General features: G+C 38.9%; 19 protein-coding genes. 3 read left to right on the top strand and 16 right to left on the bottom strand.

Going from position 1 to position 24337, the window contains the following annotated elements; all coding sequences use genetic code 11:
- Positions 1-5: 5 nt before the first annotated feature.
- From sucD to sdhC, 8 genes are all read right to left on the bottom strand, one after another.
- Positions 6-878: a succinate--CoA ligase subunit alpha gene (gene sucD, locus H4J67_RS13880; RefSeq protein WP_182173257.1), complete on the bottom strand. Its 873-nt coding sequence runs from the start codon at positions 876-878 to the stop codon at positions 6-8.
- On the bottom strand, positions 878-2044 hold the full coding sequence (sucC, locus tag H4J67_RS13875) for an ADP-forming succinate--CoA ligase subunit beta (RefSeq protein ID WP_182173260.1): 1167 nt from the start codon (positions 2042-2044) through the stop codon (positions 878-880). The genes sucD and sucC overlap by 1 nt, the downstream gene beginning before the upstream one ends.
- 200 nt (positions 2045-2244) lie before the next feature.
- Positions 2245-3720: a 2-oxoglutarate dehydrogenase complex dihydrolipoyllysine-residue succinyltransferase gene (gene odhB, locus H4J67_RS13870; RefSeq protein WP_182173263.1), complete on the bottom strand. Its 1476-nt coding sequence runs from the start codon at positions 3718-3720 to the stop codon at positions 2245-2247.
- A gap of 19 nt (positions 3721-3739) precedes the next feature.
- Positions 3740-6547 (bottom strand): 2-oxoglutarate dehydrogenase E1 component, encoded by a 2808-nt coding sequence (locus tag H4J67_RS13865; RefSeq protein ID WP_182173266.1) that lies wholly within the window; start codon positions 6545-6547, stop codon positions 3740-3742.
- A 159-nt stretch (positions 6548-6706) separates the two neighbouring features.
- Positions 6707-7417 (bottom strand): succinate dehydrogenase iron-sulfur subunit, encoded by a 711-nt coding sequence (locus tag H4J67_RS13860; protein WP_182173269.1) that lies wholly within the window; start codon positions 7415-7417, stop codon positions 6707-6709.
- Positions 7418-7430: 13 nt separating this feature from the next.
- On the bottom strand, positions 7431-9203 hold the full coding sequence (gene sdhA / locus H4J67_RS13855; RefSeq protein ID WP_182173272.1) for a succinate dehydrogenase flavoprotein subunit: 1773 nt from the start codon (positions 9201-9203) through the stop codon (positions 7431-7433).
- Positions 9204-9551 (bottom strand): succinate dehydrogenase, hydrophobic membrane anchor protein, encoded by a 348-nt coding sequence (gene sdhD, locus H4J67_RS13850; protein WP_182173275.1) that lies wholly within the window; start codon positions 9549-9551, stop codon positions 9204-9206.
- Positions 9545-9919 (bottom strand): succinate dehydrogenase, cytochrome b556 subunit, encoded by a 375-nt coding sequence (gene sdhC, locus H4J67_RS13845; protein ID WP_182173278.1) that lies wholly within the window; start codon positions 9917-9919, stop codon positions 9545-9547. The genes sdhD and sdhC overlap by 7 nt, the downstream gene beginning before the upstream one ends.
- 409 nt (positions 9920-10328) lie before the next feature.
- Here sdhC and H4J67_RS13840 point away from each other — a divergent pair, with 409 nt between their 5' ends.
- Together H4J67_RS13840 and tcdA are read left to right on the top strand one after the other, a co-directional pair.
- Positions 10329-11615 carry a citrate synthase gene (locus tag H4J67_RS13840; RefSeq protein ID WP_182173281.1) on the top strand — a complete coding sequence of 429 codons (1287 nt, stop codon included), beginning with the start codon at positions 10329-10331 and terminating at the stop codon, positions 11613-11615.
- A 676-nt stretch (positions 11616-12291) separates the two neighbouring features.
- On the top strand, positions 12292-13092 hold the full coding sequence (gene tcdA, locus H4J67_RS13835) for a tRNA cyclic N6-threonylcarbamoyladenosine(37) synthase TcdA (RefSeq protein WP_182173284.1): 801 nt from the start codon (positions 12292-12294) through the stop codon (positions 13090-13092).
- On the opposite strand, the gene H4J67_RS13830 is transcribed toward tcdA, so the two are convergent.
- A complete protein-coding gene (locus tag H4J67_RS13830; protein ID WP_182173287.1) occupies positions 13089-14768 on the bottom strand; it encodes a SufS family cysteine desulfurase in 1680 nt (559 codons plus the stop codon). The genes tcdA and H4J67_RS13830 overlap by 4 nt on opposite strands.
- Positions 14769-14947: 179 nt before the next feature.
- On the opposite strand from H4J67_RS13830, the gene H4J67_RS13825 reads away from it, so the two are divergent.
- Positions 14948-15211, top strand: coding sequence for a hypothetical protein (locus H4J67_RS13825; protein WP_182173290.1), 264 nt, complete (start codon positions 14948-14950; stop codon positions 15209-15211).
- A 48-nt stretch (positions 15212-15259) separates the two neighbouring features.
- Here the strand turns inward: H4J67_RS13825 and H4J67_RS13820 are convergent, their stop codons facing one another.
- The 7 genes from H4J67_RS13820 to infB form a co-directional block, all read right to left on the bottom strand.
- A complete protein-coding gene (locus H4J67_RS13820) occupies positions 15260-16642 on the bottom strand; it encodes a hypothetical protein (RefSeq protein WP_182173292.1) in 1383 nt (460 codons plus the stop codon).
- A gap of 30 nt (positions 16643-16672) precedes the next feature.
- A complete protein-coding gene (gene nlpI / locus H4J67_RS13815) occupies positions 16673-17569 on the bottom strand; it encodes a lipoprotein NlpI (protein ID WP_182173295.1) in 897 nt (298 codons plus the stop codon).
- A gap of 96 nt (positions 17570-17665) precedes the next feature.
- Complete coding sequence (gene pnp / locus H4J67_RS13810; protein WP_182173298.1) at positions 17666-19783, bottom strand: polyribonucleotide nucleotidyltransferase; 2118 nt, start codon at positions 19781-19783, stop codon at positions 17666-17668.
- Positions 19784-20130: 347 nt separating this feature from the next.
- On the bottom strand, positions 20131-20400 hold the full coding sequence (gene rpsO, locus H4J67_RS13805; protein WP_070376186.1) for a 30S ribosomal protein S15: 270 nt from the start codon (positions 20398-20400) through the stop codon (positions 20131-20133).
- A 244-nt stretch (positions 20401-20644) separates the two neighbouring features.
- Positions 20645-21607, bottom strand: a complete 963-nt coding sequence (truB, locus tag H4J67_RS13800; protein WP_182173301.1) for a tRNA pseudouridine(55) synthase TruB — start codon at positions 21605-21607, stop codon at positions 20645-20647.
- An 11-nt stretch (positions 21608-21618) separates the two neighbouring features.
- Positions 21619-22053, bottom strand: coding sequence for a 30S ribosome-binding factor RbfA (gene rbfA, locus H4J67_RS13795; RefSeq protein WP_182173304.1), 435 nt, complete (start codon positions 22051-22053; stop codon positions 21619-21621).
- 169 nt (positions 22054-22222) lie between these two features.
- Positions 22223-24337: translation initiation factor IF-2 (infB, locus tag H4J67_RS13790; RefSeq protein ID WP_182204049.1), on the bottom strand; the 2115-nt coding region annotated here is incomplete at its 5' end.

Here is a 24337-nt window from a genome sequence, read left to right as displayed (position 1 = left end):
TTAGCTTACCAACCTGTTTTTTCTTTAAGTGCTACGCCGATATCAGCTAAAGAACGAACAGTTTTAACACCAGCCGCTTCTAATGCTGCAAATTTCTCATCAGCTGTACCTTTACCACCGGCGATAATCGCGCCAGCGTGACCCATACGCTTACCTTCTGGTGCAGTAACACCAGCAATGTAAGATACAACAGGCTTAGTAACGTGTGCTTTGATATATTCAGCCGCTTCTTCTTCAGCAGTTCCGCCAATTTCACCAATCATTACAATTGCTTCAGTTTGTGGATCGTTTTGGAACATTTCCAATACGTCGATGAAGTTAGTACCTGGGATAGGGTCGCCACCAATACCTACACAAGTAGATTGGCCAAAACCTGCATCAGTTGTTTGCTTAACGGCTTCGTAAGTAAGCGTACCAGAACGTGAAACAATACCTACTTTACCTGGTAAATGGATATGACCAGGCATGATACCAATCTTAGTTTCGCCAGGAGTAATAACACCTGGGCAGTTAGGACCGATCATACGAACGCCTGATTGATCAAGCTTAGCTTTAACGTCAACCATATCTAAAGTAGGAATACCTTCAGTAATAGTAACGATAAGCTCGATGCCTGCATCAATTGCTTCTAAAATTGCATCTTTACAGAAAGGAGCTGGAACATAAATAACTGTTGCTGTTGCGCCAGTTGCTTCTACAGCTTCACGTACTGTGTTAAATACTGGTAGGCCTAGATGCGTTTGACCGCCTTTACCTGGGCTTACGCCACCAACCATTTGTGTACCGTATTCAAGTGCTTGTTCTGAATGGAATGTACCTTGGCCACCGGTAAAACCTTGACAGATTACTTTAGTATCTTTGTTAATTAAGATAGACATTATTTGCCCTCCGCAGCTGCTACAACTTTTGTCGCTGCATCAGTTAATGACTCAGCAGCAATGATATCTAAGCCAGAGTTTTTAAGAACTTCACGACCTAATTCAGCATTAGTGCCTTCTAAACGTACTACAACTGGTACTTTAACGCCTACTTCTTTAACCGCACCAATAATACCTTCAGCAATCATGTCACAACGTACGATACCGCCAAAGATGTTAACTAAAACAGCTTTAACATTGTCGTCAGAAAGAATGATTTTGAATGCTTCAGAAACACGTTCTTTCGTCGCTCCGCCGCCAACATCTAAGAAGTTAGCTGGCTTGCCGCCGTGTAGATTTACGATATCCATAGTACCCATTGCTAGGCCTGCACCGTTAACCATACAACCAACGTTACCGTCTAAGGCTACGTAGTTTAATTCAAAGCGTGCTGCATGTGCTTCACGTTCATCTTCTTGAGATGGATCGTGGAACGCGCGCATTTTAGGTTGACGGTATAAAGCATTACCATCGATACCAATTTTGCCATCTAAACAATGAAGATTACCTTCGTCAGTAATAACTAACGGGTTGATTTCTAATAAGGCGAAATCAAAATCTTCAAACATTTTTGCAAGACCTAAAAAGATCTTAACAAATTGCTTCATTTGCGTTGGGTTTAAACCTAACTTAAAGCCTAATTCACGAGCTTGGTAAGGTTGAGCGCCAACAAGTGGATCGATTTCAGCTTGATGAATTAACTCAGGAGTCTCTTCAGCAATCTTCTCAATATCAACACCGCCTTCAGTAGAGGCCATGAATACGACTTTACGACTTGCGCGGTCAACAACAGCACCAAGGTATAATTCGTTAGCAATATCAGTACAGCTTTCTACTAAAATTTTAGCAACTGGTTGACCGTTCGCGTCAGTTTGGTAAGTCACTAAGTTCTTACCTAACCAGTTTTGAGCAAAATCTTTGATTTCTTGCTTAGATTTAACTAGCTTAACGCCGCCCGCTTTACCGCGACCGCCTGCGTGAACTTGAGTTTTAACAACCCACATAGTGCCGCCGATTTTATCAGCCGCTTCTGCAGCTTCCTGAGGTGTATCGCAAGCGAAACCTTCAGAAACTGGTAAACCATATTCAGCGAATAATTGTTTCGCTTGATACTCATGCAAATTCATGGTGTATTTCCATTTATCTGTGAATGATGATGACAGCTGTTCTTAGTTATAAATATAAGTAAAATCTTAATTTTAATCATAAATATAAATAAAATTCGCTATCATCGAAAAAATTTGATCGATTATAGTATAAAAGCTCTAAGGAACAAAGTCCCCAGAGCTAATACTATAGTCTAAATCAAAAGATTTAATATTCTCGATTATATATCAAGAAGTAGACGTGTTGGATCTTCTAACAAGTCTTTAATTGCCACTAAAAAGCCAACAGATTCTTTACCATCGATTAAGCGATGATCATAAGAAAGTGCTAAGTACATCATAGGAAGTATTTCAACTTTTCCATCAACAGCCATAGGTCTGTCTTGGATTTTATGCATACCTAAAATAGCCGCTTGCGGTAAGTTTAAAATAGGTGTTGAAAGTAATGAACCAAAAACACCACCGTTAGTAATAGTGAAATTACCGCCGGTCATATCTTCAATTGAAAGCTTTCCGTCGCGACCTTTTATTGCTAAGTCACGAATACCATTTTCAATCGCTGCCATACCTAATTGATCTGCATCACGTAATACTGGTGTTACTAAGCCACGTGGCGTGGAAACAGCAATTGAGATGTCAAAAAAGTTATGATAAACAATATCGTCACCATCTATTGATGCATTAACCGCTGGAAAGCGTTTCAATGCTTCAGTAACCGCTTTAACATAAAATGACATAAAGCCTAAGCGCGTATCATGCGTCTTCTCAAAAAGATCTTTATATTGCTTACGAAGATCCATAATTGGCTTCATGTTAACTTCGTTAAACGTTGTTAGCATTGCCGTTGAATTTTTAGCTTCTAATAAACGTTTGGCAATTGTCTTGCGTAAACGTGTCATAGGTACACGTTTTTGCGTACGTTCGCCTAAATCTTGTGCAACAGGTGTCGCAGCAGCAGTTTTTGCCGCTGGAGCTGCTGTTGCAGGTTTATTAGCCGCTGCTTCAACATCTTCTTTAGAAATACGTCCACCTTTACCTGTACCTCTAACATTAGCGGCTGTTAAGCCTTTTTCTGTCATTAAACGACGAACAGAAGGGCTAGCTAATTCATCAGAGCTAATCGCATCTTCTGAAGTAGCTGCAGGAGCACTTGTTGTTGCGCCCGCATTAAGTTGGCCAATAACTTGTGAACCTAATACCGTGTCACCTTCAACGTGGATTATCTTACCAATCACACCATTATCTTGAGCAACAACTTCTAGAACAACTTTATCCGTTTCGATATCAACCAAGTTTTGGTCAACAGAAACTGTATCACCCTCAGCAACATGCCAAGTAGCAACTGTTGCATCTGCAACAGACTCAGGTAAAACCGGTACTATGATGTCGATAACTTTCACTGCTGTTGTCGCTGGAGCTGATTTTGCCGCTGCAGGAGCTGAAACATCAGCTGATGCATCGCCTTCAGTGAGGATTGCAATGACTTGCTCGCCTAATACTGTTGCGCCTTCGGCTTGAGAAATCTCAGTGATCACTCCGTCAACGACAGCTTGTACTTCAAGCACAACTTTGTCAGTTTCAATATCTACTAATACTTGGTCACGTGAAACTTTATCACCTACTTGAACATGCCAAGTAGCTACGGTTGCATCAGCAACAGATTCAGGTAAAACGGGAACCTTAATTTCGGTGGTCATTTATTTTATTCCTTACTCACTAGTCTTCAACAGATAGCGCGTCATTGACTAGCGCTTGTTGTTCTTTTACATGGACAGACATATAACCTACAGCTGGTGCTGCAGAGGCCTTACGACCAGCATATGTCAAATAAGTACCTTCAGGTATTGCCGCTCTAAAGTGATGCTGTGAACAATACCATGCACCTTGGTTTTGCGGTTCTTCCTGACACCAAACGAATTGCTTAACATGCTGGTATTTGGCCAACTCTGCTTGAAGCTCTTCTTCTGGAAATGGATATAGCTGCTCGATTCGAATGATAACAACATTTTCTTGCTCACTCTTGCGACGCTGATCAAGTAATTCATAGTAAACTTTACCACTACAAAAAACGACGCGTGTGACTTTTTTCGGGTCGATATCATCAACTTCACCAATGACATTATGAAACACACCTGTCGATAACTCTTCTAATGAAGAGACCGCTAAAGGATGTCTTAATAATGACTTAGGCGACATAACAATCAATGGACGACGCATAGGACGAACAACTTGACGGCGTAGCATGTTAAATACTTGCGCAGGTGTTGATGGCACACAAACTTGCATATTATGATCGGCACAAAGTTGTAAGAAGCGCTCTAATCGTGCAGATGAATGCTCAGGACCTTGACCTTCATAGCCATGAGGCAACAACATAGTTAAACCACATAAACGGCCCCACTTTTGCTCACCCGAACTAATAAATTGGTCAAAGACTACTTGTGCACAGTTAGCAAAATCACCAAATTGCGCTTCCCAAATAGTAAGCCCTGCAGGCTCTGCTGTGGTATAGCCATATTCAAAGGCAACTACTGATACTTCTGACAACACTGAGTCATGAATATCGAATGGACCTTGTCCTTCGCGAATATTTTGCAAAGGTAAGTATTTGCTCGCATCATCTTGGTTATGTAAAACAGCATGACGATGGAAAAAAGTACCGCGACCAGAGTCTTGCCCAGTAATACGAACACGTTTACCTAAATCAACAATCGAGGCATAAGCTAAGTTTTCTGCCATACCCCAATCGAGTAATTTTTCACCCGATGCCATTTTAACACGATCATCATATATCTTCTTAACACGACCTTGTACAGGATGAGTCTCAGGATATGTTGACAATTTACTGGCAAGTTCTTTCAGCTTTTCAACAGAAATTTCTTTATCGTAATCATCGTCCCACTCATGGCCAAGGTATGGAGTCCAATCGACAGAATGTTCTGTCATAGGTCGCCATTGTTCAACCGTACACTGACCTTCGTCTAGCAATTTACGATAATAAAGGGTTAATTCATTCGACTTATCTAAATTGATTGAACCCTCTGTATCAAGTTGCTGTGCATATAATTGACGAGGTGTCGGGTGTTTCTTAATTTTTTTGTACATCAATGGCTGCGTTGCACTAGGCTCATCAGCTTCATTGTGACCATGACGACGGTAACAAACAAGGTCGATAACGACATCACGCTTAAATTCGTTGCGATAATCAAGGGCAATTTGTGTTGCCAAGATAACAGCTTCTGGGTCATCGCCATTAACATGAAGAATCGGTGCTGAAACCATTTTTGCAATTTCAGTACAATATTCACCACTGCGCGTATCTGCAGGATTAGACGTTGTAAAACCGACCTGATTATTAACAACGATACGTATCGTTCCGCCAACTTTAAATGCACGCGCTTGTGACATATTAAAAGTTTCTTGAACAACACCCTGACCGGCAATTGCAGCATCACCATGAATAGTAACAGGAAGAACCGTATCACCGACTTTATCACCACGTCTGTCTTGACGCGCACGGACTGAGCCAATAACAACGGGGTTAACAATTTCTAGATGCGATGGGTTAAAGGCCAAAGCTAAATGAACATTGCCACCAGGCGTTACAAAATCTGATGAGTAACCTTGGTGATATTTAACATCACCTGAAGATAAAATTTCATCGTGTTTACCGCCAAACTCATCAAATAGCTTTGATGGATTTTTACCCATCACGTTAACTAAGACATTTAATCGGCCACGGTGAGCCATACCAATAACAACTTCTTTAGTGCCTTGTGTGCCAGCACGAGAAATAAGTTCTTTCAGCATAGGTATTAACGCATCACCACCTTCAAGGGAGAAACGTTTAGCGCCTGGAAACTTTGCACCAAGGTATTTACAAATACCATCAGCAGCGATAAGGCCTTTAAGAATTTCTTCTTTTTGCTCGACAGAAAATTTTGCTTGCGACTGAACAGACTCTAAACGTTGTTGGATCCAACGTTTTTCATCGGTGTCAGTAATGTGCATATATTCAGCACCGATAGAACCACAGTAAGTAGTTTTAAGGGCATTGTATAAGTCACCTAACTTCATCGCATCTTGGGAAGTAGCAAATGATCCGACATTGAACTCTGTATCAAAGTCGTTTTCTGAAAGTTCATGATGCGACAGTTGTAAATCGCGTACCTTATCTCGCTTCCACAAACCTAATGGGTCAAGGTTGGCATTTTGATGTCCACGAAAACGAAAAGCATTAATTAGTTGTAAAACTTTAACTTGTTTGGCATCACTGCTACCAGAAACAACAACAGTTTTATGGGATTGCTTAGCTAATTCTTTAAATTCATTGCGGATTTCAGAGTGCCTGAATTCTAAGTCAGCACCTTCAATTTTTGGAAGTTGTTGGAATAACGTTCGCCATTCTGCAGAAACAGATTGGGAGTTATCCAAATAAGATTCGTATAATTCTTCAATGTAAGTAGCGTTAGCACCACTTAAATGAGAAGACTCTAACCAAGCCTTCATTGTACCTTCGGGCATTGCCTGTTCCTTTATGGGATAAAAGCAATAAAAAAATAAACAATTATCGTTAGCAAGTCAACTAGACTAATGGCTAATTGTCATCTGCTAATGATGACTATTCCTGTTTTAAAACACCAAAGTGCTAGATAATTTCATCTAACACTCTGCTATTTAATTTTATACTGCGCGTGAAATCAACATCGACTTAATATGGCCGATAGCTTTCGTTGGGTTTAATCCTTTTGGACAAACATCAACACAGTTCATAATACCATGACAACGGAATACGCTGTAGGCATCTTGCAAACCATCTAAACGTTCTTCAGTTGCAGTATCACGGCTATCAATTAAAAAGCGATAAGCATGCAACAAACCTGCTGGTCCAATAAACTTATCTGGGTTCCACCAGAAAGACGGACAAGAAGTTGAACAACAAGCACATAAAATACACTCATATAAACCATCAAGCTTTTCACGCTCTTCAATAGACTGAAGATGCTCACGTGCTGGAGGGTTTTTACCATCATTAATTAAGAACGGCTTGATTTTTTCATATTGATTATAGAACTGCGTCATATCAATAACTAAATCACGTACTACCGGTAAACCAGGTAAAGGGCGTAACACTATTTTCTTTGCTGGAACAGCCGATAATGGTGTAATACAACCTAAACCATTCTTACCGTTAATATTCATACCATCAGAGCCACATACACCCTCACGACATGAACGACGGAAAGATATAGTAGTATCTTGCTCTTTTAATAAAATAAGTGCATCAAGTACCATCATATCTGAGCCTTCTGGAATATCCAGCTCATAATCTTTCATATAAGGTGCATTATCAACATCAGGGTTGTAACGATAAATCGAAAAAATTTGTTTCATTGCAATGCTCCTATTAATATACGCGGGCTTTCGGTGGGAAAGCTTCACGGTGAACGGGTTCCATATTTACTTTACGCTTAGACATAGCTTGTGTCTCTGGCGTATAAATACTATGGCATAACCAGTTTTCATCATCACGAACAGCAAAATCTGCGCGCGCATGAGCACCACGTGATTCAGTACGGAAATTAGACGCTTTAGCTGTACAATAAGCTGTTTCCATCAAGTTATCTAATTCTAAACACGCGATACGTTGCGTATTAAATTCTGAAGACTTATCATCGAGGCTCGCATGCTGAAGACGTTCACGGATATCAGTCAACTCTTTCATGCCTTCAGCCATAGCATCACCTTCACGGAATACCGAGAAGTTAAATTGCATACATTTTTGCAAATCTTTACGTATTTCAGTTGGACTTTCTCCACCTTTCACAGATGACTCCCAACGATTATTACGTGCTAATGAAGCTTCTAAGTCAGACTCAGAGGCATCTTTTCCGCTTTGCGTATCATTTAGGTAAGTGCCTAAGAAATTACCCGCTGCACGGCCAAAGACCACTAAATCAAGAAGAGAATTACCACCTAAACGGTTTGCACCATGAACAGATACACAAGCGATTTCACCAACGGCAAACAACCCTTCAACGATAGTTTCTTTACCCGTTTCTGGGTTAAAGTTAATCGCTTGGCCATTCACATTACAAGGAACACCACCCATCTGATAATGACAAGTTGGTATAACTGGAATAGGTTCTACTGCTGGATCTACGTGTGCAAATGTTTTAGATAAATCACAAACACCTGGTAAACGTTTTTCAAGCGTTTCACGGCCTAAATGATCAAGTTTTAGTTTAAGATGAGGACCCATAGGACCGTCAAAACCACGACCTTCGCGGATCTCTGTCATCATAGAACGAGCAACTACGTCACGACCGGCTAAATCTTTAGCATTTGGTGCGTAACGTTCCATGAAACGTTCGCCGTCTTTGTTAAGCAGGTAACCACCTTCTCCACGACAACCTTCAGTAACAAGCGTACCTGCACCAGCGATTCCTGTTGGATGAAACTGCCACATTTCCATGTCTTGCATCTGTATGCCAGCACGAACTGCCATGCCAACACCGTCACCAGTATTGATGTGAGCATTAGTTGTTGATGCATAGATACGACCAGCACCACCGGTAGCTAATACCGTAGCACGAGCTTTAAAGTAAACAATCTCGCCTGTTTCGATACAAATAGCGGTTGTACCAACGATAGCACCGTCACTATTTTTAACTAAATCTAGTGCATACCATTCAGAGTAGACATTAGTTTTATTTTTAACGTTTTGTTGGTACAAGCAATGTAATAAAGCATGGCCAGTACGATCGGCTGCGGCTGCTGTACGTGCCGCTTGTTCGCCACCAAAGTTTTTAGATTGACCACCGAAAGGACGTTGATAAATCTTACCTTCTTCAGTACGAGAAAAAGGTAAACCCATTTTCTCTAGCTCAATAATAGATTCAGGACCCGTTTTACACATGTATTCGATTGCGTCTTGATCTCCGATATAATCAGAGCCTTTAACGGTATCGTACATATGTTGTTCCCAATGATCTTCATGCGCATTACCTAGCGCAACAGTGATACCACCTTGGGCAGATACTGTATGAGAACGAGTAGGAAAAACTTTAGAAATCAAGGCACAAGATTTACCTGATTCAGAAATAGCTAATGCAGCGCGCATACCTGCACCACCGGCGCCAATAACTATAGCGTCAAATTCACGAATTGGAACGCCCACTTATACACCCCACACAATTAAAAAGCCTGCCGCAAGGTAGACTAACAAAGTAACAGAAAAGAGAAATTGTAATGACCCACGTAAAAATACTGGTTTGATGTAATCCGACAATACTTGCCAAATACCAATCCATGCATGTACAACAAGTGATAAAAGAGCAAGCAGTGTTGCAATTTTCACTGACATTAGGCTAAAAAACCCATGCCATGTTTCAAAAGTAACTTCTGGGGTAACCACAAAAAAGCCAGCAATTATTAATGTATATATTGTTAAGATTATAGCGCTCGCTCTTACCAGCATATAATCATGTACGCCATTTCGGCCTACAGTAGCAATGTTACTTACCATAACCATACTCCTACTACTACAGTTAACACAAACCAAAGAGCCATAGCAAATTTAGCACTGGAATTACCTGAAGCTAATTCTTCAAAATAGCCTGAATCCATGAATAAGTGACGAACACCCATTAATATATGGAAGGTTAACGCAGAGATTATGCCAAACAAAATGAATTTGAATAGGAAGCCATCAAGAAATGCTTGAATTTGAGCAAATCCTTCAGCGGAAGATAGAGATAATGAAAGTGTCCACAATAAAATACCAATAGCAAATACCATAATGACACCAGAAATACGGTGCAATATCGAGGCGTTTGCCGAAGGATGCATTTTGATTGTAGTCAGATCTAGGTTTACAGGACGTTGTTTTTTCACAATTTCGCCTAAAGAGTTTTTTGAGTCTTCAACTTTTTTACTATTGCCCAATGAGATAACTAAACATATTTACCATTAATTGAACAATCCCCTAGTGATCTTAGTTAATATTTGTCTGTTAATGGAATAGCCTACAAATAAAAAATTAAATCAGCTTGATTATATAGCTGAACATTTTTAATTACAATTTTCTTACGCGAGAATTTCACCTTTATTTTAAAGATATTAGACTATTATTTGAGCTACTTTAGCAATTATCTAACTTTAGTCTAAGGTAGAAACAATTGGTTTGACTTTAAGGGGGTATAATGAAGTAGAATACGGTTAGTTTTATATTCATAAAAACTGACTAACTTTTCAAAAGTAAGTTCAGCAAAGCGAATTAAATAATTTATAGGGGATTAAACATATGGCTGAATCTAAAGCCACTCTCAGTATTGATGGTAACGTAGTTGCAGATTTACCAATACTTTCAGGTAGCGCCGGTAACGACGTAATAGACATCAGAACTTTGGGTAAGTATGGTTATTTCACTTATGATCCGGGTTTCTTAGCAACCGCTTCATGTGAATCAGCTATTACTTATATCGATGGTGGGAAAGGTATTTTACAACATCGTGGTTATCCAATTGACAGTTTAGCTAAACAAGCTAATTATCTAGAAGTTTGTTATATTTTGTTAAATGGTGATGCACCAACAATGACTCAATATGATGAGTTTGTTAATATTATTACCAACCATACTATGGTTCACGAGAAACTGGCTCATTTTTTCCAAGGTTTCTTACCTGATGCACACCCAATGGCAATGCTTTGTGGTGTTGTTGGTGCTATGTCTTCATTTTATCATAGCGATTTAGACATTGAAGATCCTGTGCAACGTATGCGTAGTGCGCATCGCTTAATTGCTAAAATGCCAACTATTTCAGCGATGGCTTACAAATACAGCATTGGTCAGCCATTCGTTTATCCACGTAATGAATTGAGCTATGCGGAAAACTTCCTGCATATGATGTTCTCTGTACCTGCAGAAGAGTATGTTGTTAGCCCTACTGTTGCCCGTGCCATGGATAGAATATTTACATTACATGCAGATCACGAGCAAAACGCTTCAACTTCAACAGTCCGTTTAGCCGGCTCTTCTGGTGCTAACCCTTATGCATGTATTGCTGCAGGCGTGGCATCTTTGTGGGGCCCTGCACATGGTGGCGCTAACGAAGCCTGTTTAAAAATGCTTGAGCAAATTGGTACATTAGATCGTGTTGACGAATTTGTTGCTCGTGCTAAAGATAAGAGTGATTCGTTCCGCTTAATGGGTTTCGGACATCGTGTTTACAAAAACTTTGATCCACGCGCGACAGTAATGCGTGAAACATGCCATGAAGTATTAAAAGAGTTAGGCATAAAAGATCCTCTTTTAGACGTGGCAATGGCTCTTGAAAAAGTAGCCCTTGAAGACCCATACTTTATTGAGAAAAAACTTTACCCGAATGTAGATTTTTACTCAGGTATCATATTGAAAGCTATCGGTATTCCTACCAACATGTTCACAGTAGTATTTGCTATGTCTCGTACCGTGGGTTGGATTTCTCACTGGGATGAAATGTTGGGTCAAGCGGGTCAAAAAATTGGTCGTCCTCGTCAAAACTATATTGGTGAAATTGACCGTGAATTTATCCCATTAAATAAAAGATAATTATTTATTTTATAAATCACTCTTTGAAAGGTAGCTCACGCTACCTTTTTTATTTCTTCAATTTTAGTCACAAAATAAAAACAGTTAATAACCCTTTTTTCTTCCACTATTAGGAGATTTTTTGCATCAACCTAATATAAATGTTCCCTTTGCTGTAATAAAACCAACATTACCTTGATAAAAACATAGAAAGCTCAATAATTGCACGTTATAAAAATAAAAAATATCAACTATACACATAAAAAATAGTGTTAATAAATAAAGAGTTAAAAAAACAAAAACTGATGGTTTAGCTTAATACTGGGTTATATCTGTACCAATAATAGCGAAAAATTACTACAATATTTTTTCTTAAATACTGATGATTTATCAATTATAAGCAAAATAATTAATACCTTGCCACTGCATATTTATTTTTCAACACTATACCCAGCTAAATCAACTTTAAGTATCACCTTACCCTTCTCAATCATTAATTTATTAATAGATCATCCAAGCCATGATAATTCCGGTACCTCAACACTTTAAATTAAACTGCAGCCAGCGGATAAAGTCGTCATTGGTCAGGGTAAAAATAGCGAGATAACGAAAAAAGTTAATTGCTTACGGGATTTGCTGTATTCACTGTTAATTCACCCTTATAATGTTAAAAATTTTATGAGTTAATGATAACGGTATGTCTGAATATCAAATGAGATTTGGTGGGATTGCACGTCTTTACGGCGTTGCAGGTGCTGCTTTATTAGAAAAAGCGCACTTCTGTGTAATAGGCATTGGTGGTGTTGGTTCTTGGGCTGCTGAATCTTTAGCAAGAACAGGGATTGGTTCGATAACATTAATTGATTTAGATGATATCTGTACAACCAATATCAATAGACAAATTCATGCCCTTACTGAAACGATTGGAGAAAGTAAGGTCGATGTGATGGCTGAACGTATTAAGCAAATTAATCCAAGCTGTCAGGTCAATGTTATTGAAGATTTTGTCACTTTTGATAATTTGCGTGAACTATTAACTAACGATTTTGATTATGTCATCGATGCTATTGACTCAGTGAAAATAAAAACGGCTATTATTGCTCATTGTAAACGTAATAAAATACCGGTAATTACTATTGGTGGCGCAGGAGGGCAAACAGATCCAAGCAAGATTCAACTGTGTGACTTAAGCCAAACTTATCAAGATCCATTGCTCGCTAAGGTAAAAAATCAACTGCGCCGTGAATTTAACTTCCCGAAAGCCGATGCGAAAACAAGCAATAAGCGAAAGTTTTCAATTGATGCTGTTTTTTCTACAGAACAACTGGTTTATCCTGACGAAAATGGCAATGTTTGTCACGCAAAGCAAACACAAAATGGTTCGGTTCGGTTAGATTGCAGCTCAGGTTTTGGCGCGGTTACTCACGTTACAGCCACATTTGCTTTCTTTGCAACCAGCCGTGCGATTAAGAAATATTTAGCTAAGCGTCAGCTTTAATGTTGCCTTGCCATCATTTTAATTTTTTCAACAATGGCTTTAACGCCATTACTACGTGATGGGCTCAAGTGCTGTAACAAACCCAACGTTGAAAAATAAGATTGGTCGTCAAACGCTAATATCTGTGCTGATGTAAGCTGCTGAAAAGCAGCTAATATAATCACCATTAAACCTCGAATGACTTTAGCGTCACTGTCGCAACTAAAAATAAACTCATCTTGAGTATTTTTAGTTGCCATTAACCAAGCATGGCTTTCGCATCCTACAATTAAAGTCGTGTTGTTACGGAAGCTTTTATCCATTCTAACTAAAGACTTACCCAGCATCATTATTTCTCGATGACGAGAGTCCCAGCCTTTTAATAAACTAAATCTTGCTATCATAGCTGAGTGATTAGTTTTATTGACCGGCTGTGCTAAGTGAAGTGGCTCAATAATAATTTTATCAACATTGTCATCCGCGCCTTGGATCAGTAAGTTTAGTTTTTCAATAAAAAAATCAATTTCTGCATAAGTATTATAAGCCGCTAATGAAACTCTAATACAGCCACTTAATTTTAAATAATCCATTAAGGGCATCGCACAATGGTGTCCACTTCTAATGGCAATACCATATGCATCTAGCCCGCTGGCAATATCGTAATTGTGTGCACCACAGACGGTAAATGAAAGTACGCTAATATCAGGTCTTTCCTCAACAACAAATTTAACCGCTTTAATTTGTGTTAATTTTTCATAACAGTAGGATGTCAGCAAACTTTCATATTTTGCTAACTGAGTTACTCCAAATGAATTAATGAATTCAATACTGGCAGAGAAAGCAATAACACCAGCATAGTTCGGTGTCCCAGCTTCAAATTTAAAGGGGAGTTGGTTAAATGATGTTCCTTGGAAACTGACTTTTTTAATCATTTCACCACCGCCCTGATAAGGAGGCATAGCCGTTAATAAGTCACGTCGACCGTATAAAACACCAACGCCGGTTGGTCCAAACATTTTGTGTGCTGAAAAAACGTAGAAGTCACAGTCTAGGGTTTGCATATTTAGTGTTAAGTGGGCACAAGCTTGAGCACCGTCAATAACGGTTATGGCTTTATATTTTTTTGCTAAGGTGATGATTTTTTTAACGGGATTCACTTTACCAATCACGTTAGAAATATGCGTAAAACTGACCACCTTAGTTTTTTCATTAAAATAATCCGCTAAGCCATTTTCATCGATCCGGCCGCTAGCATCTAAAGGTAAAACTTTAATAATAGCGCCAGTTTTTTCGGCAATCATCTGCCAAGGCACTATGTTAGCGTGATGCTCAGCATGGCTTAATAATATTTCATCGCCCACTTGTAAATTTTTCTGCCCCCAACTCTGAGCAATTAAATTAATTCCTCCCGTTGTACCTGGAGTCCAAATGATTTCTTCTAAGTATTTGGCTTGAATAAACTGTTGCACCTTAGCTCTAGCTTGCTCAAAAGCCAAAGTAGCTTTAGCACTCAGAGCATGTGAGGCACGATGAACATTAGCATTATATTGCTGATATACCTCAGCTTCGGTATCGATAACCACATGAGGCTTTTGAGTGGTAGCACCATTGTCGAAATAAACTAACGCCAAGTCGTTGACGGTATTACTGAGCAAAGGAAAATGCTGGCGAAATGTGCTGACATCGAATTTATTCATAAGAGATTACATGCAAAGATAATATTACTGACACAATTATACCTGATAATACGATAAAAATTGATCATTTAAACAATCAACGGTCTCGCTAATTTATTTAGACAAAAGTCCAAAATAATGGGTGAATTTGTCTATTTTAAACTAAAGTTAAACAGTAAAGAAAATAAAGGGTGAAAAGTATGAAGTTATTTTCATGGTTCATTAAAGTAAATAAGCATCCAAAACCAGCACAAGAAGGTTTTACAACAGCCGTTTCAAATAACATCACAGATGAAGAGATAAGTGCACTTAATCACAATACTATGTGGCCAATAGCAAAAGTTAAAACCGCGACTATGATTATTAAGAAGCCAAAGAAGAAAATGAATACGTCTCAAAGTCCCCATAAATACGAGACCACTAAAGCGAGTAAGGCATTTATTGGCCCTATTCCTTTAGGTTAGGCAGAGCTTTTCTCAACTAACCTGGCTGATCAAAATAGCGCGAAAGCGTTATTTTTTTGCTTTTAATGCTAGATTCACATTATGTAAATAGTGTGGCATTAAAAACTTTTCGGGGTTATCGGCTAGCAATTTTAAGTATAAAACTGGAAAGCCTGTTTGATAATAACGCATCCTAGTTCTTTGCTTTAAAGGCTTTATTGCAACAAAGTCTTTTTCATTACAGCTTTCAGCAATAAAAGCACCTACGCTATCACCTTCTTTAGAAACAGTCCCTAACTTCCAACCTTGCGCAGTATGAGTCACTAACGATGTTTCCCTTGAAATATATTTAGCCCAAGGTAATTCGCTGAGAATTATCGCACGGACTTTCTCACGAGAGCCTTGATAAAAGCGTGGCAAAATTGCAACATTATGGGAGAACATAGCGTTTTGCACAGCCAAGCAACGAGAATGATTTTTTGGTAGCGCGTACTCATCAATAAAACCAAGCAAATGAGCCAGTTCATGATAAAAGACTTCTGCATTATCATGACGATCAATATATAAAATACCCGCGTTTACGTTAGCGCCACCTTTTTCAACAAGCACAGCAATGAACCTGTCTGCTAACACTCGCTTATTGTTTGGCCAGATAGATTCGTCACATCGGATCGCTTCATTAGTATTTTGCTGACAAGCGAGTGTTATTTTGCTGATGTATTGTACCGGTGAAAAACACAGATAAGGTTGTAATGTTGCTAACGTCGATGAAGATATCAGTTCTTCAAAATATGCTAAGTCGCGTAGATTCGTTGCAAAGGGGGCAATGCTTGCCAGACAATTTGCTTGTGACGATATATTAGGGGGATTTAAGACCTTATAACGAAATAGTTTTTTCGAAAAAGACTCAAGTTCTTCAGATGGCTTTTCAGCGCTCATCATCTCAAACTGCTTAAAATATCGGTCTATCTCTTGTTTTTCTCCTATTGAAATTAAAATCTCAAGTAAAAGCGTTAAGGCAGATCCATTAGAGGTTATTGGTAGTAATAATTTTTTAGCTAGGAGTCGTTTGTTATGGGCAAAATAAATTTTTGCTAAGTCTATTCTCGCTTGCTGATGACCTAATCGAATGGCTTGTGCAAGCCAGAGCTCGATATTTTGATTATTGTCACCTTGCTTATTTTTATAATAATTGGCTAATTTAATTGCCACTTCACCATCGCTTTTAGCCAGTGATTTAGCAATATTTTGCCATCTTGGGTCGTTATCAACATATGTATTCAAATGCTTATACAAAAGAGTATTTAAGCTAAGCGCTTTTATAACCGTTAATTGTGAGTGGTTAGCATAACCATTTTCTACGGCTTTAATTAATGAGTTTACCGATAAAAAAGCGCTTATTGATATAACGGTCAATAAGCTGATGATGATTAAGCTGGCTTTATATTTCATTTGCAGGTGTAAATAACATCCATCATCACATTAAGACGATTTAGCGGCTTTAACAATCTCTTGTCGCATTAAGTCTAATTCAAGTTTGGCATATCTGTGTTCAACAAATTCATAGACATTAGTACTCAAGGCTAATTTAAAAAAGTTTGCTGCAAGTTCATTATTGTCTTTGAGTTGATAGTATTTACCTAAGTAGAAATATGCCTCGCACAAACGTTCACTTAAGGCCTTATTAGAATTTACGCCTATTGATAATTGGCTAATAAACTTTTGTTCTGTGATCTCACCAAGATAAAGTTCAATGATATTTTTAGCCCAAACACTCTCTTCAACTTGCTCTGCAGCGAGCTTTAATGATGTTTGCGCATCAAGATTATTTGCCGCTGACTCGGCTAAATACATCCATAGAATACGGTAAGGATCATTGCTTTTTCGTTGCTGAAAAGTACTAAAATCATCAATAGATAGTTCAGCACGACCACCATAATATAAAGCAATCCCTCTATTTAAATAGGCATATTCATGTTCAGGCGCTAAATCTATGGCCGAATCAAAAGCCTCATAAGCTTGGTTGAACTCTTGCAATTGGGTGAAATGGATCCCTAAAAAATTATACGCATCGACAAAGTCTGGCTTTAAACGCAAAGCTCGATTGAAATCAAGACGGGCTAATGAACGTAAACCAACACTGTCGTAAACAACACCGCGGTCATAATAAAGTTCAGCTCGTTGTGCATCGGTTATTTCAGCTCTTTGAATAACATCAGTTAGACGGGCTATCGCTATTTCACTTTTATAATTTATGGCTAATGGTTCAACAATAATAAGTTGATTCATGGCGAGCGATGCGTCATTTTCTGGGTTGCTTGCACAACCTTGTAAAGATGAGATGACGATGACAAGCGCTACTTTAAATAATTTATTCACAGAAATAATGTACCTAATGAAATTTTGTATTGACTCATTTTAGTATATAAAAAAGGGAGCCATCAGGCTCCCTTTTTATCTAACTTTTTAAGTAAGCTATTCAGCAGCGTCAGTTGCTGGTGCTTCTTTTTTCTCAGTAGCTTCTTTAATACTTAAACGTACACGGCCTTGACGGTCGACTTCAAGTACTTTAACCGTAACTTCCTGGCCTTCAGTTAATACGTCACTTACAGCATTAACACGTTCGTCAGAGATTTGAGAGATGTGAACTAAACCATCTTTACCCGGAAGTACGTTAACAAAGGCACCAAAATCAACGATACGTACTACTTTACCTTGGTAAATTGTACCTACTTCAATTTCAGCCGTTAATGCTTTAATACGATTAATCGCATCTTCAGCTTGCTCACCATTAGTTGCAGCAATTTTAACAGTACCATCGTCATCAATCTCGATAGTTGTACCTGTTTCTTCGGTAAGCATGCGGATAGTAGCACCACCTTTACCAATGATGTCACGAATTTTATCTTGGCTAACTTTGATGGTATGAATGCGCGGTGCAAACTGTGAAATATCATCACGGTGACCAGAGATAGCTTCATCCATTACAGATAAGATATGAGTACGTGCAGCTTTTGCTTGGTTTAAAGCAAGTTGCATGATTTCTTTAGTGATACCTTCAATTTTAATGTCCATTTGAAGTGCAGTAATACCACCGGTAGTACCCGCTACTTTAAAGTCCATGTCACCTAAGTGATCTTCATCACCTAAAATGTCTGAAAGAACAACAAAATCGTCGCCTTCTTTAACTAAGCCCATTGCAATACCAGCAACAGAAGCTTTAATTGGCACACCAGCATCCATTAATGCTAATGAAGCACCACAAACAGAAGCCATTGAAGATGAACCATTTGATTCTGTAATTTCAGAAACAATACGTACCGCATATGGGAATTCTTCAAGTGAAGGCATAACCGCTAACATACCGCGTTTTGCTAAACGGCCATGGCCAATTTCACGACGCTTTGGAGAACCGACAAAACCTGTTTCACCAACACAGTATGGAGGAAAGTTATAATGAAGCATAAATGCGTCAGTCTTCTCACCCATAATCGTATCAAGACGCTGTGCATCACGTTGTGTACCTAAAGTAGCCGTAACTAATGCTTGTGTTTCACCACGAGTAAATACCGCAGAACCGTGAGTTCTTGGTAATACGCCTGTCATTACGTCTAGGGCACGGATCATTTCAGGATCACGGCCATCGATGCGAGGCATGCCTTTAGTAATACGACCACGAACAACAGTTTTTTCTAAGTCATGGAATAAATCTTTCGCTTCTTGAACGTTAAGATCTGCGTCACTTGCTAATAATGTTTCAACAACAACATCGCGGATTTCTTTGATTTTTTCGTAACGAACAGCTTTTTCAGTGATTTGGTAAGCTTCGTTAACTTGTGCTTCACTCAATTCTGCAATTTTAGCAATAAGGTCAGCATTTTTAACTGGTGCAACCCAATCCCACTTAGGATTGTTAACTTCAGCAGCCATTTCTTTAATTGCTGTGATAGCCGTTTGCATTTGCTCATGGCCATACATAACAGCGCCAAGCATAACTTCTTCAGATAAAATATCAGCTTCAGACTCAACCATTAGTACCGCAGAATCAGTACCTGAAACAACTAAGTTTAACTTAGACGTTTCTAATTCAGATTGTAATGGGTTAAGAATGTATTTGCCGTCAGTATAACCAACACGTGCTGCGCCAACAGGACCACTAAATGGCATACCTGAAATAGCTAAAGCTGCAGATGTACCTAATAAAGAAATGATGTCAGGGGCAATTTCTGGGTTAGCAGAAACAACCGTAATAACAACTTGAACTTCGTTAGTAAAGCCATCTGGGAAAAGTGGACGAATCGGACGGTCAATCAAACGACAGATTAATGTTTCTTCTTCAGAAGGACGGCCTTCACGTTTAAAGAAACCACCTGGGATTTTACCCGCTGCGTATGTACGCTCTTGGTAGTTAACCGTTAATGGAAAAAAATCTTGTCCTGGTTTTGCTTCTTTCTTACCAACAACAGACACTAATACACACGTATCGTCCATGCTTGCCATAACAGCACAAGTTGCCTGACGTGCGATAGCACCCGTTTCTAAAGTAACGGTATGTTGACCGAATTCAAATGTTTTTGTAACAGTATTGAACATAAATGTTCCTTTTTAGCTAGATATAAATTTTCATTGATTAACCAATCTGTACAATTATTTATTCACTTAGAGCAAAATTTTAACAGCTTAAGTTGAACAAAAAATTATACAGTTTGGATTGATTAGTTTTGCAAAAGCTTAAATTTTCTAAAAATTTGCAGGCACATTATACTATCAAACGCGCTATTTACTAGCCAGAAAGGGGAATTGTTATTAAGAAAAGACAAAAAAGCGTACTTTGACTAAGTTTGGGCAAGTGACCCGGTAAATGAGCAATAAAAAAAGGAGCTATAAAGCTCCTTTTTTTTGATATTACCTTTGAGAAAAGGTAACAAATAAGTCACATATTAACGACGTAGACCTAATTTAGCGATTACCGTTGTGTAACGCTCAACATTTTTGCCTTTTAAGTAATCAAGTAACTTACGACGTTGTGCAACCATGCGTAATAAACCACGACGTGAGTGATGATCATGGATGTGCTCTTTGAAGTGACCTTGTAGATGGTTGATTTGTGTAGTTAACAAAGCAACTTGTACTTCAGGTGAACCAGTATCACCTTCTTTTTGAGCATATTCTGCAACGATTGCAGCTTTTTCTGTAGCATTTAAAGACATAATAAATCCTTAGTGTGATGTACCCGAAAGTACTTAAAATTCGCACCTCGCCAAACACTAATTCAGCTAAGGTGACAAAAGAGCGCGCATTGTATCAGCGACAGACGAAATTGCAACTGATATTTGTGTCAGGCCATTATTAACTTGCCGTTAGACTCAATAACATTTAACCCGGAGTAAACGCTGTTTTATTTTACGGATATAGGCGATAACCAGCCAATATCCTCAAATGTTAAATAATTTATTACAGCGTTTTCAAAAATTCGTCTAAAACAATAATGCGTTTTGGTGCAATTAAACCGTTGTCGTCTATATGACCAACACCAATAAACTCCCCATCATTGATATTGTCTCCAACAAAAACCTGCACTAAACCTTCAGCCGGAACATTAGCTGCTTGTACTGGATTACCATGGCGCAAAAAGTTAGCAGACATATCATCGATAAAAACCTCAGGGATACCATCACAGGCTGTCGTCATCGGTAATAATAAAGGGTCAAGCAACGTAGATGGCGCTATCTCTTGTTCTTCTGCTTGTGTAACTAATGCTTGTAATTGTTCCAGTGTTACCATTTTATCTGTGGGATAATTTCCCACGGCACTTCTGCGTAAATTAGCAACATGTGCGCCACAACCAAGCAGTTCACCTAAATCGTCGATAATAGTACGAATATAGGTGCCTTTAGATACATGAATATCTAAATCAACTTCGTCACCTTCAAAGCGTAATAAGTCTAAACGAAAAACCGTAATGTCTCGTGATTCACGAGGGACTTCAACACCTTCTCGCGCATATTTATATAAAGGCTGGCCTTTGTATTTTAACGCTGAGTACATGGAAGGAATTTGCTGTGTGGTACCGCGAAAAGACTCAAGTGCTATTGCTAATTGCTCACTTGAAACATCAACCCGTTTTTCCGCAACAACTTCACCGTCAGCGTCACTGGTTGTAGTACGCACACCCAATTTTGCTGTTACTTGATAGGTTTTATCGGTATCCAGTAAAAATTGAGAAAACTTAGTCCCTTCACCTAAACAAATCGGCAACATACCGGTAGCAAGTGGATCTAATGCCCCAGTATGCCCGGCTTTCTGTGCAAAGAAGATACGCTTAACTTTTTGTAAAGCACTGTTCGATGACATGTCATACGGTTTATCAAGTAGGATCACCCCATTAATTGGGCGACCTTTTCTGCGTTTAGCCATCTAGCTGTACCCTATGAATTTTCTTCGTTGTTGATATCAGTTGCTTCGTTAGAAGCAGTAGCATCTCGCTCTGAGCTTTCAGCAATATGCTTATCGCTAGCGACAGCTTCATCAACCAATGAACTCATTCGAACACCTTCAGCCATAGAGCTGTCATAAACAAAACGTAAGTGCGGCATAATACGGGCACGTAATTTCTTCGCTAATAACGAGCGAATAAAACCAGCAGCTTCATTTAAGACTTCAATAGAGCTTTTTATTTCTGAAACTTCATTAGTAAAAAAAGTTACGAATATTTTTGCGTAAGCTAGATCACGTGTCAATTCGACAGCAGAAACTGTTGTCATGACTAAGCGTGGATCTTTAACTTCGCGCATTAAAATAGTCGCGATTTCTTTTTGTATTTCTTGTCCGACACGGTCGGTACGAGCAAATTCTCTTGCCATAGGAAATTCTCCTAATAAAATTATCGAGGACTTTTACCTGATAACTTTTAATATATAAACAAAAATGGAGGCAAAGCCCCCATTTAATATTTGTACAACAGTAAGTGAGCTATCTCATTACATTGAAGCCGATTAACCTAAAAAGCAGTCAATCAGCAATAATCTAAAGTTATAGCGTACGCTTAATTTCTATTGTTTCGAATACTTCAATTTGGTCACCAACGCGAACATCATTGTAGTTCTTAACACCGATACCACATTCAGTACCGTTACGAACTTCTGCAACATCATCTTTGAAACGACGAAGTGATTCAAGCTCACCTTCGTATATAACAACCAAGTCACGTAATACGCGAATTGGAGCACTACGTTTAATGATACCTTCAGTAACCATACAACCAGCAATAGCGCCGATTTTAGGCGACTTAAACACGTCACGAACTTGTGCAAGACCAATGATTTCTTGCTTGAATTCTGGCGCTAACATGCCGCTCATGGCTTGCTTAACTTCATCAATTAATGCGTAAATAACACTATAGTAGCGTAAATCAATGTTTTCAGATTCAATCACTTTACGCGCAGATGCATCAGCACGAACATTAAAACCAACCACGATGGCATTTGAAGCCGCCGCTAATGTTGCATCAGTTTCAGTGATAGCACCAACACCTGAACCTATGATTCTGACTTTAACTTCATCAGTAGATAACTTGAGTAATGAGTCACTAATAGCTTCAAGTGAACCTTGAACATCTGACTTAATTACAACATTTACTTCAGAAATTTCGCCTTCAGCCATACTTGCAAACATATTTTCAAGTTTAGCTTTTTGTTGACGAGCAAGTTTCACATCACGGAATTTGCCTTGACGGAATAAAGCAACTTCACGTGCTTTCTTCTCATCTTTAACAACAGTCGCTTCATCACCAGATTGTGGAACACCACTTAAACCAATAATTTCAACTGGGATAGATGGACCTGCTGATTGAATATCTTTACCATTTTCATCGCGCATTGCACGAACACGGCCATATTCTAAACCACAAAGTACAATATCACCTTGCTTTAAAGTACCTTCTTGAACCAAGATAGTTGCTACTGGGCCGCGGCCTTTATCTAATTTAGATTCAATAACAACACCACTTGCCATTTTATCGACAACAGCAGTTAGCTCTAAAACTTCAGACTGTAACAATATTGAATCAAGTAAGTCATCAATACCTAAACCTGTTTTAGCTGAGACATGACAAAATTGAACTTCACCGCCCCACTCTTCAGATAAAACACCGTGTTGAGATAATTCACTCTTAACACGTTCGATATCAACACCTTCTTTATCCATCTTGTTTACGGCGATGATAATAGGCGCATCAGAGGCTTTAGCATGTTGAATTGCTTCAACAGTCTGTGGCATAACACCATCATCTGCAGCAACAACAATGATAACGATATCCGTTGCTTTAGCACCACGAGAACGCATAGAAGTGAAGGCAGCATGACCAGGAGTATCTAAGAATGTGATCATACCATGACCAGTTTCTACGTGATAAGCACCAATATGCTGAGTAATACCACCGGCTTCACCGTCTGCTACTTTCGCTTTACGAATGTAATCAAGTAATGATGTTTTACCGTGATCAACGTGACCCATAATAGTAACAACAGGTGCACGAGTAATCTCTATGCCCGTATGATGACGGTCAGCAAGTACGGCTTCTTCCAAGGCATTTTCTTTAACAAGTACAACCTCAAAACCCATATCTTCAGCAACAAGCGCGGCTGTTTCTTGGTCAATAACTTGGTTAATCGTTGCCATTGCGCCTAGTTTGAACATAGCTTTAACAACTTCCGCGCCTTTCTTAGCCATTTTATTGGCAAGTTCAGCAACCGAAATAGTTTCGCCAATGCGAATATCTTGTACTTTTGTTTCTACTGGTTTAGTGAAACCATGTTTTAAGCTATCAGGTGAAGATAAAGTTTTACCTTTACCGCGGCCATTGTTACGGCCACGAGCATTACGGTCTGCAGGTGCTTTTTTCTTCTTACGGCGACGGCCACTTTCATCAGCAGAGTCACTTTTATCTTCAGCTTCTTGAGCATATTTAGAAGAAGTTAAATGAACAACCTCTTTCTCTTTAGCTTTACGCTCAGCTTCTTGTTCTTTCCAGCGCGCTTCATTTTCTTCTGCTAATTTTTTAGCGGCGGCTGTTGCTTCTTTAGCTTCTTCTTCAAGCTTAGCTTTTGTTTCAGCTTCTAAAGCAAGACGAACTTTTTTAGCTTCTTC

Source organism: Colwellia sp. BRX10-4 (genome assembly GCF_014077465.1).
Taxonomy (GTDB): domain Bacteria; phylum Pseudomonadota; class Gammaproteobacteria; order Enterobacterales; family Alteromonadaceae; genus Colwellia_A.
Note: the sequence above shows the minus strand (reverse complement) of the source record. Positions and strands in the feature narration are given on the sequence as shown.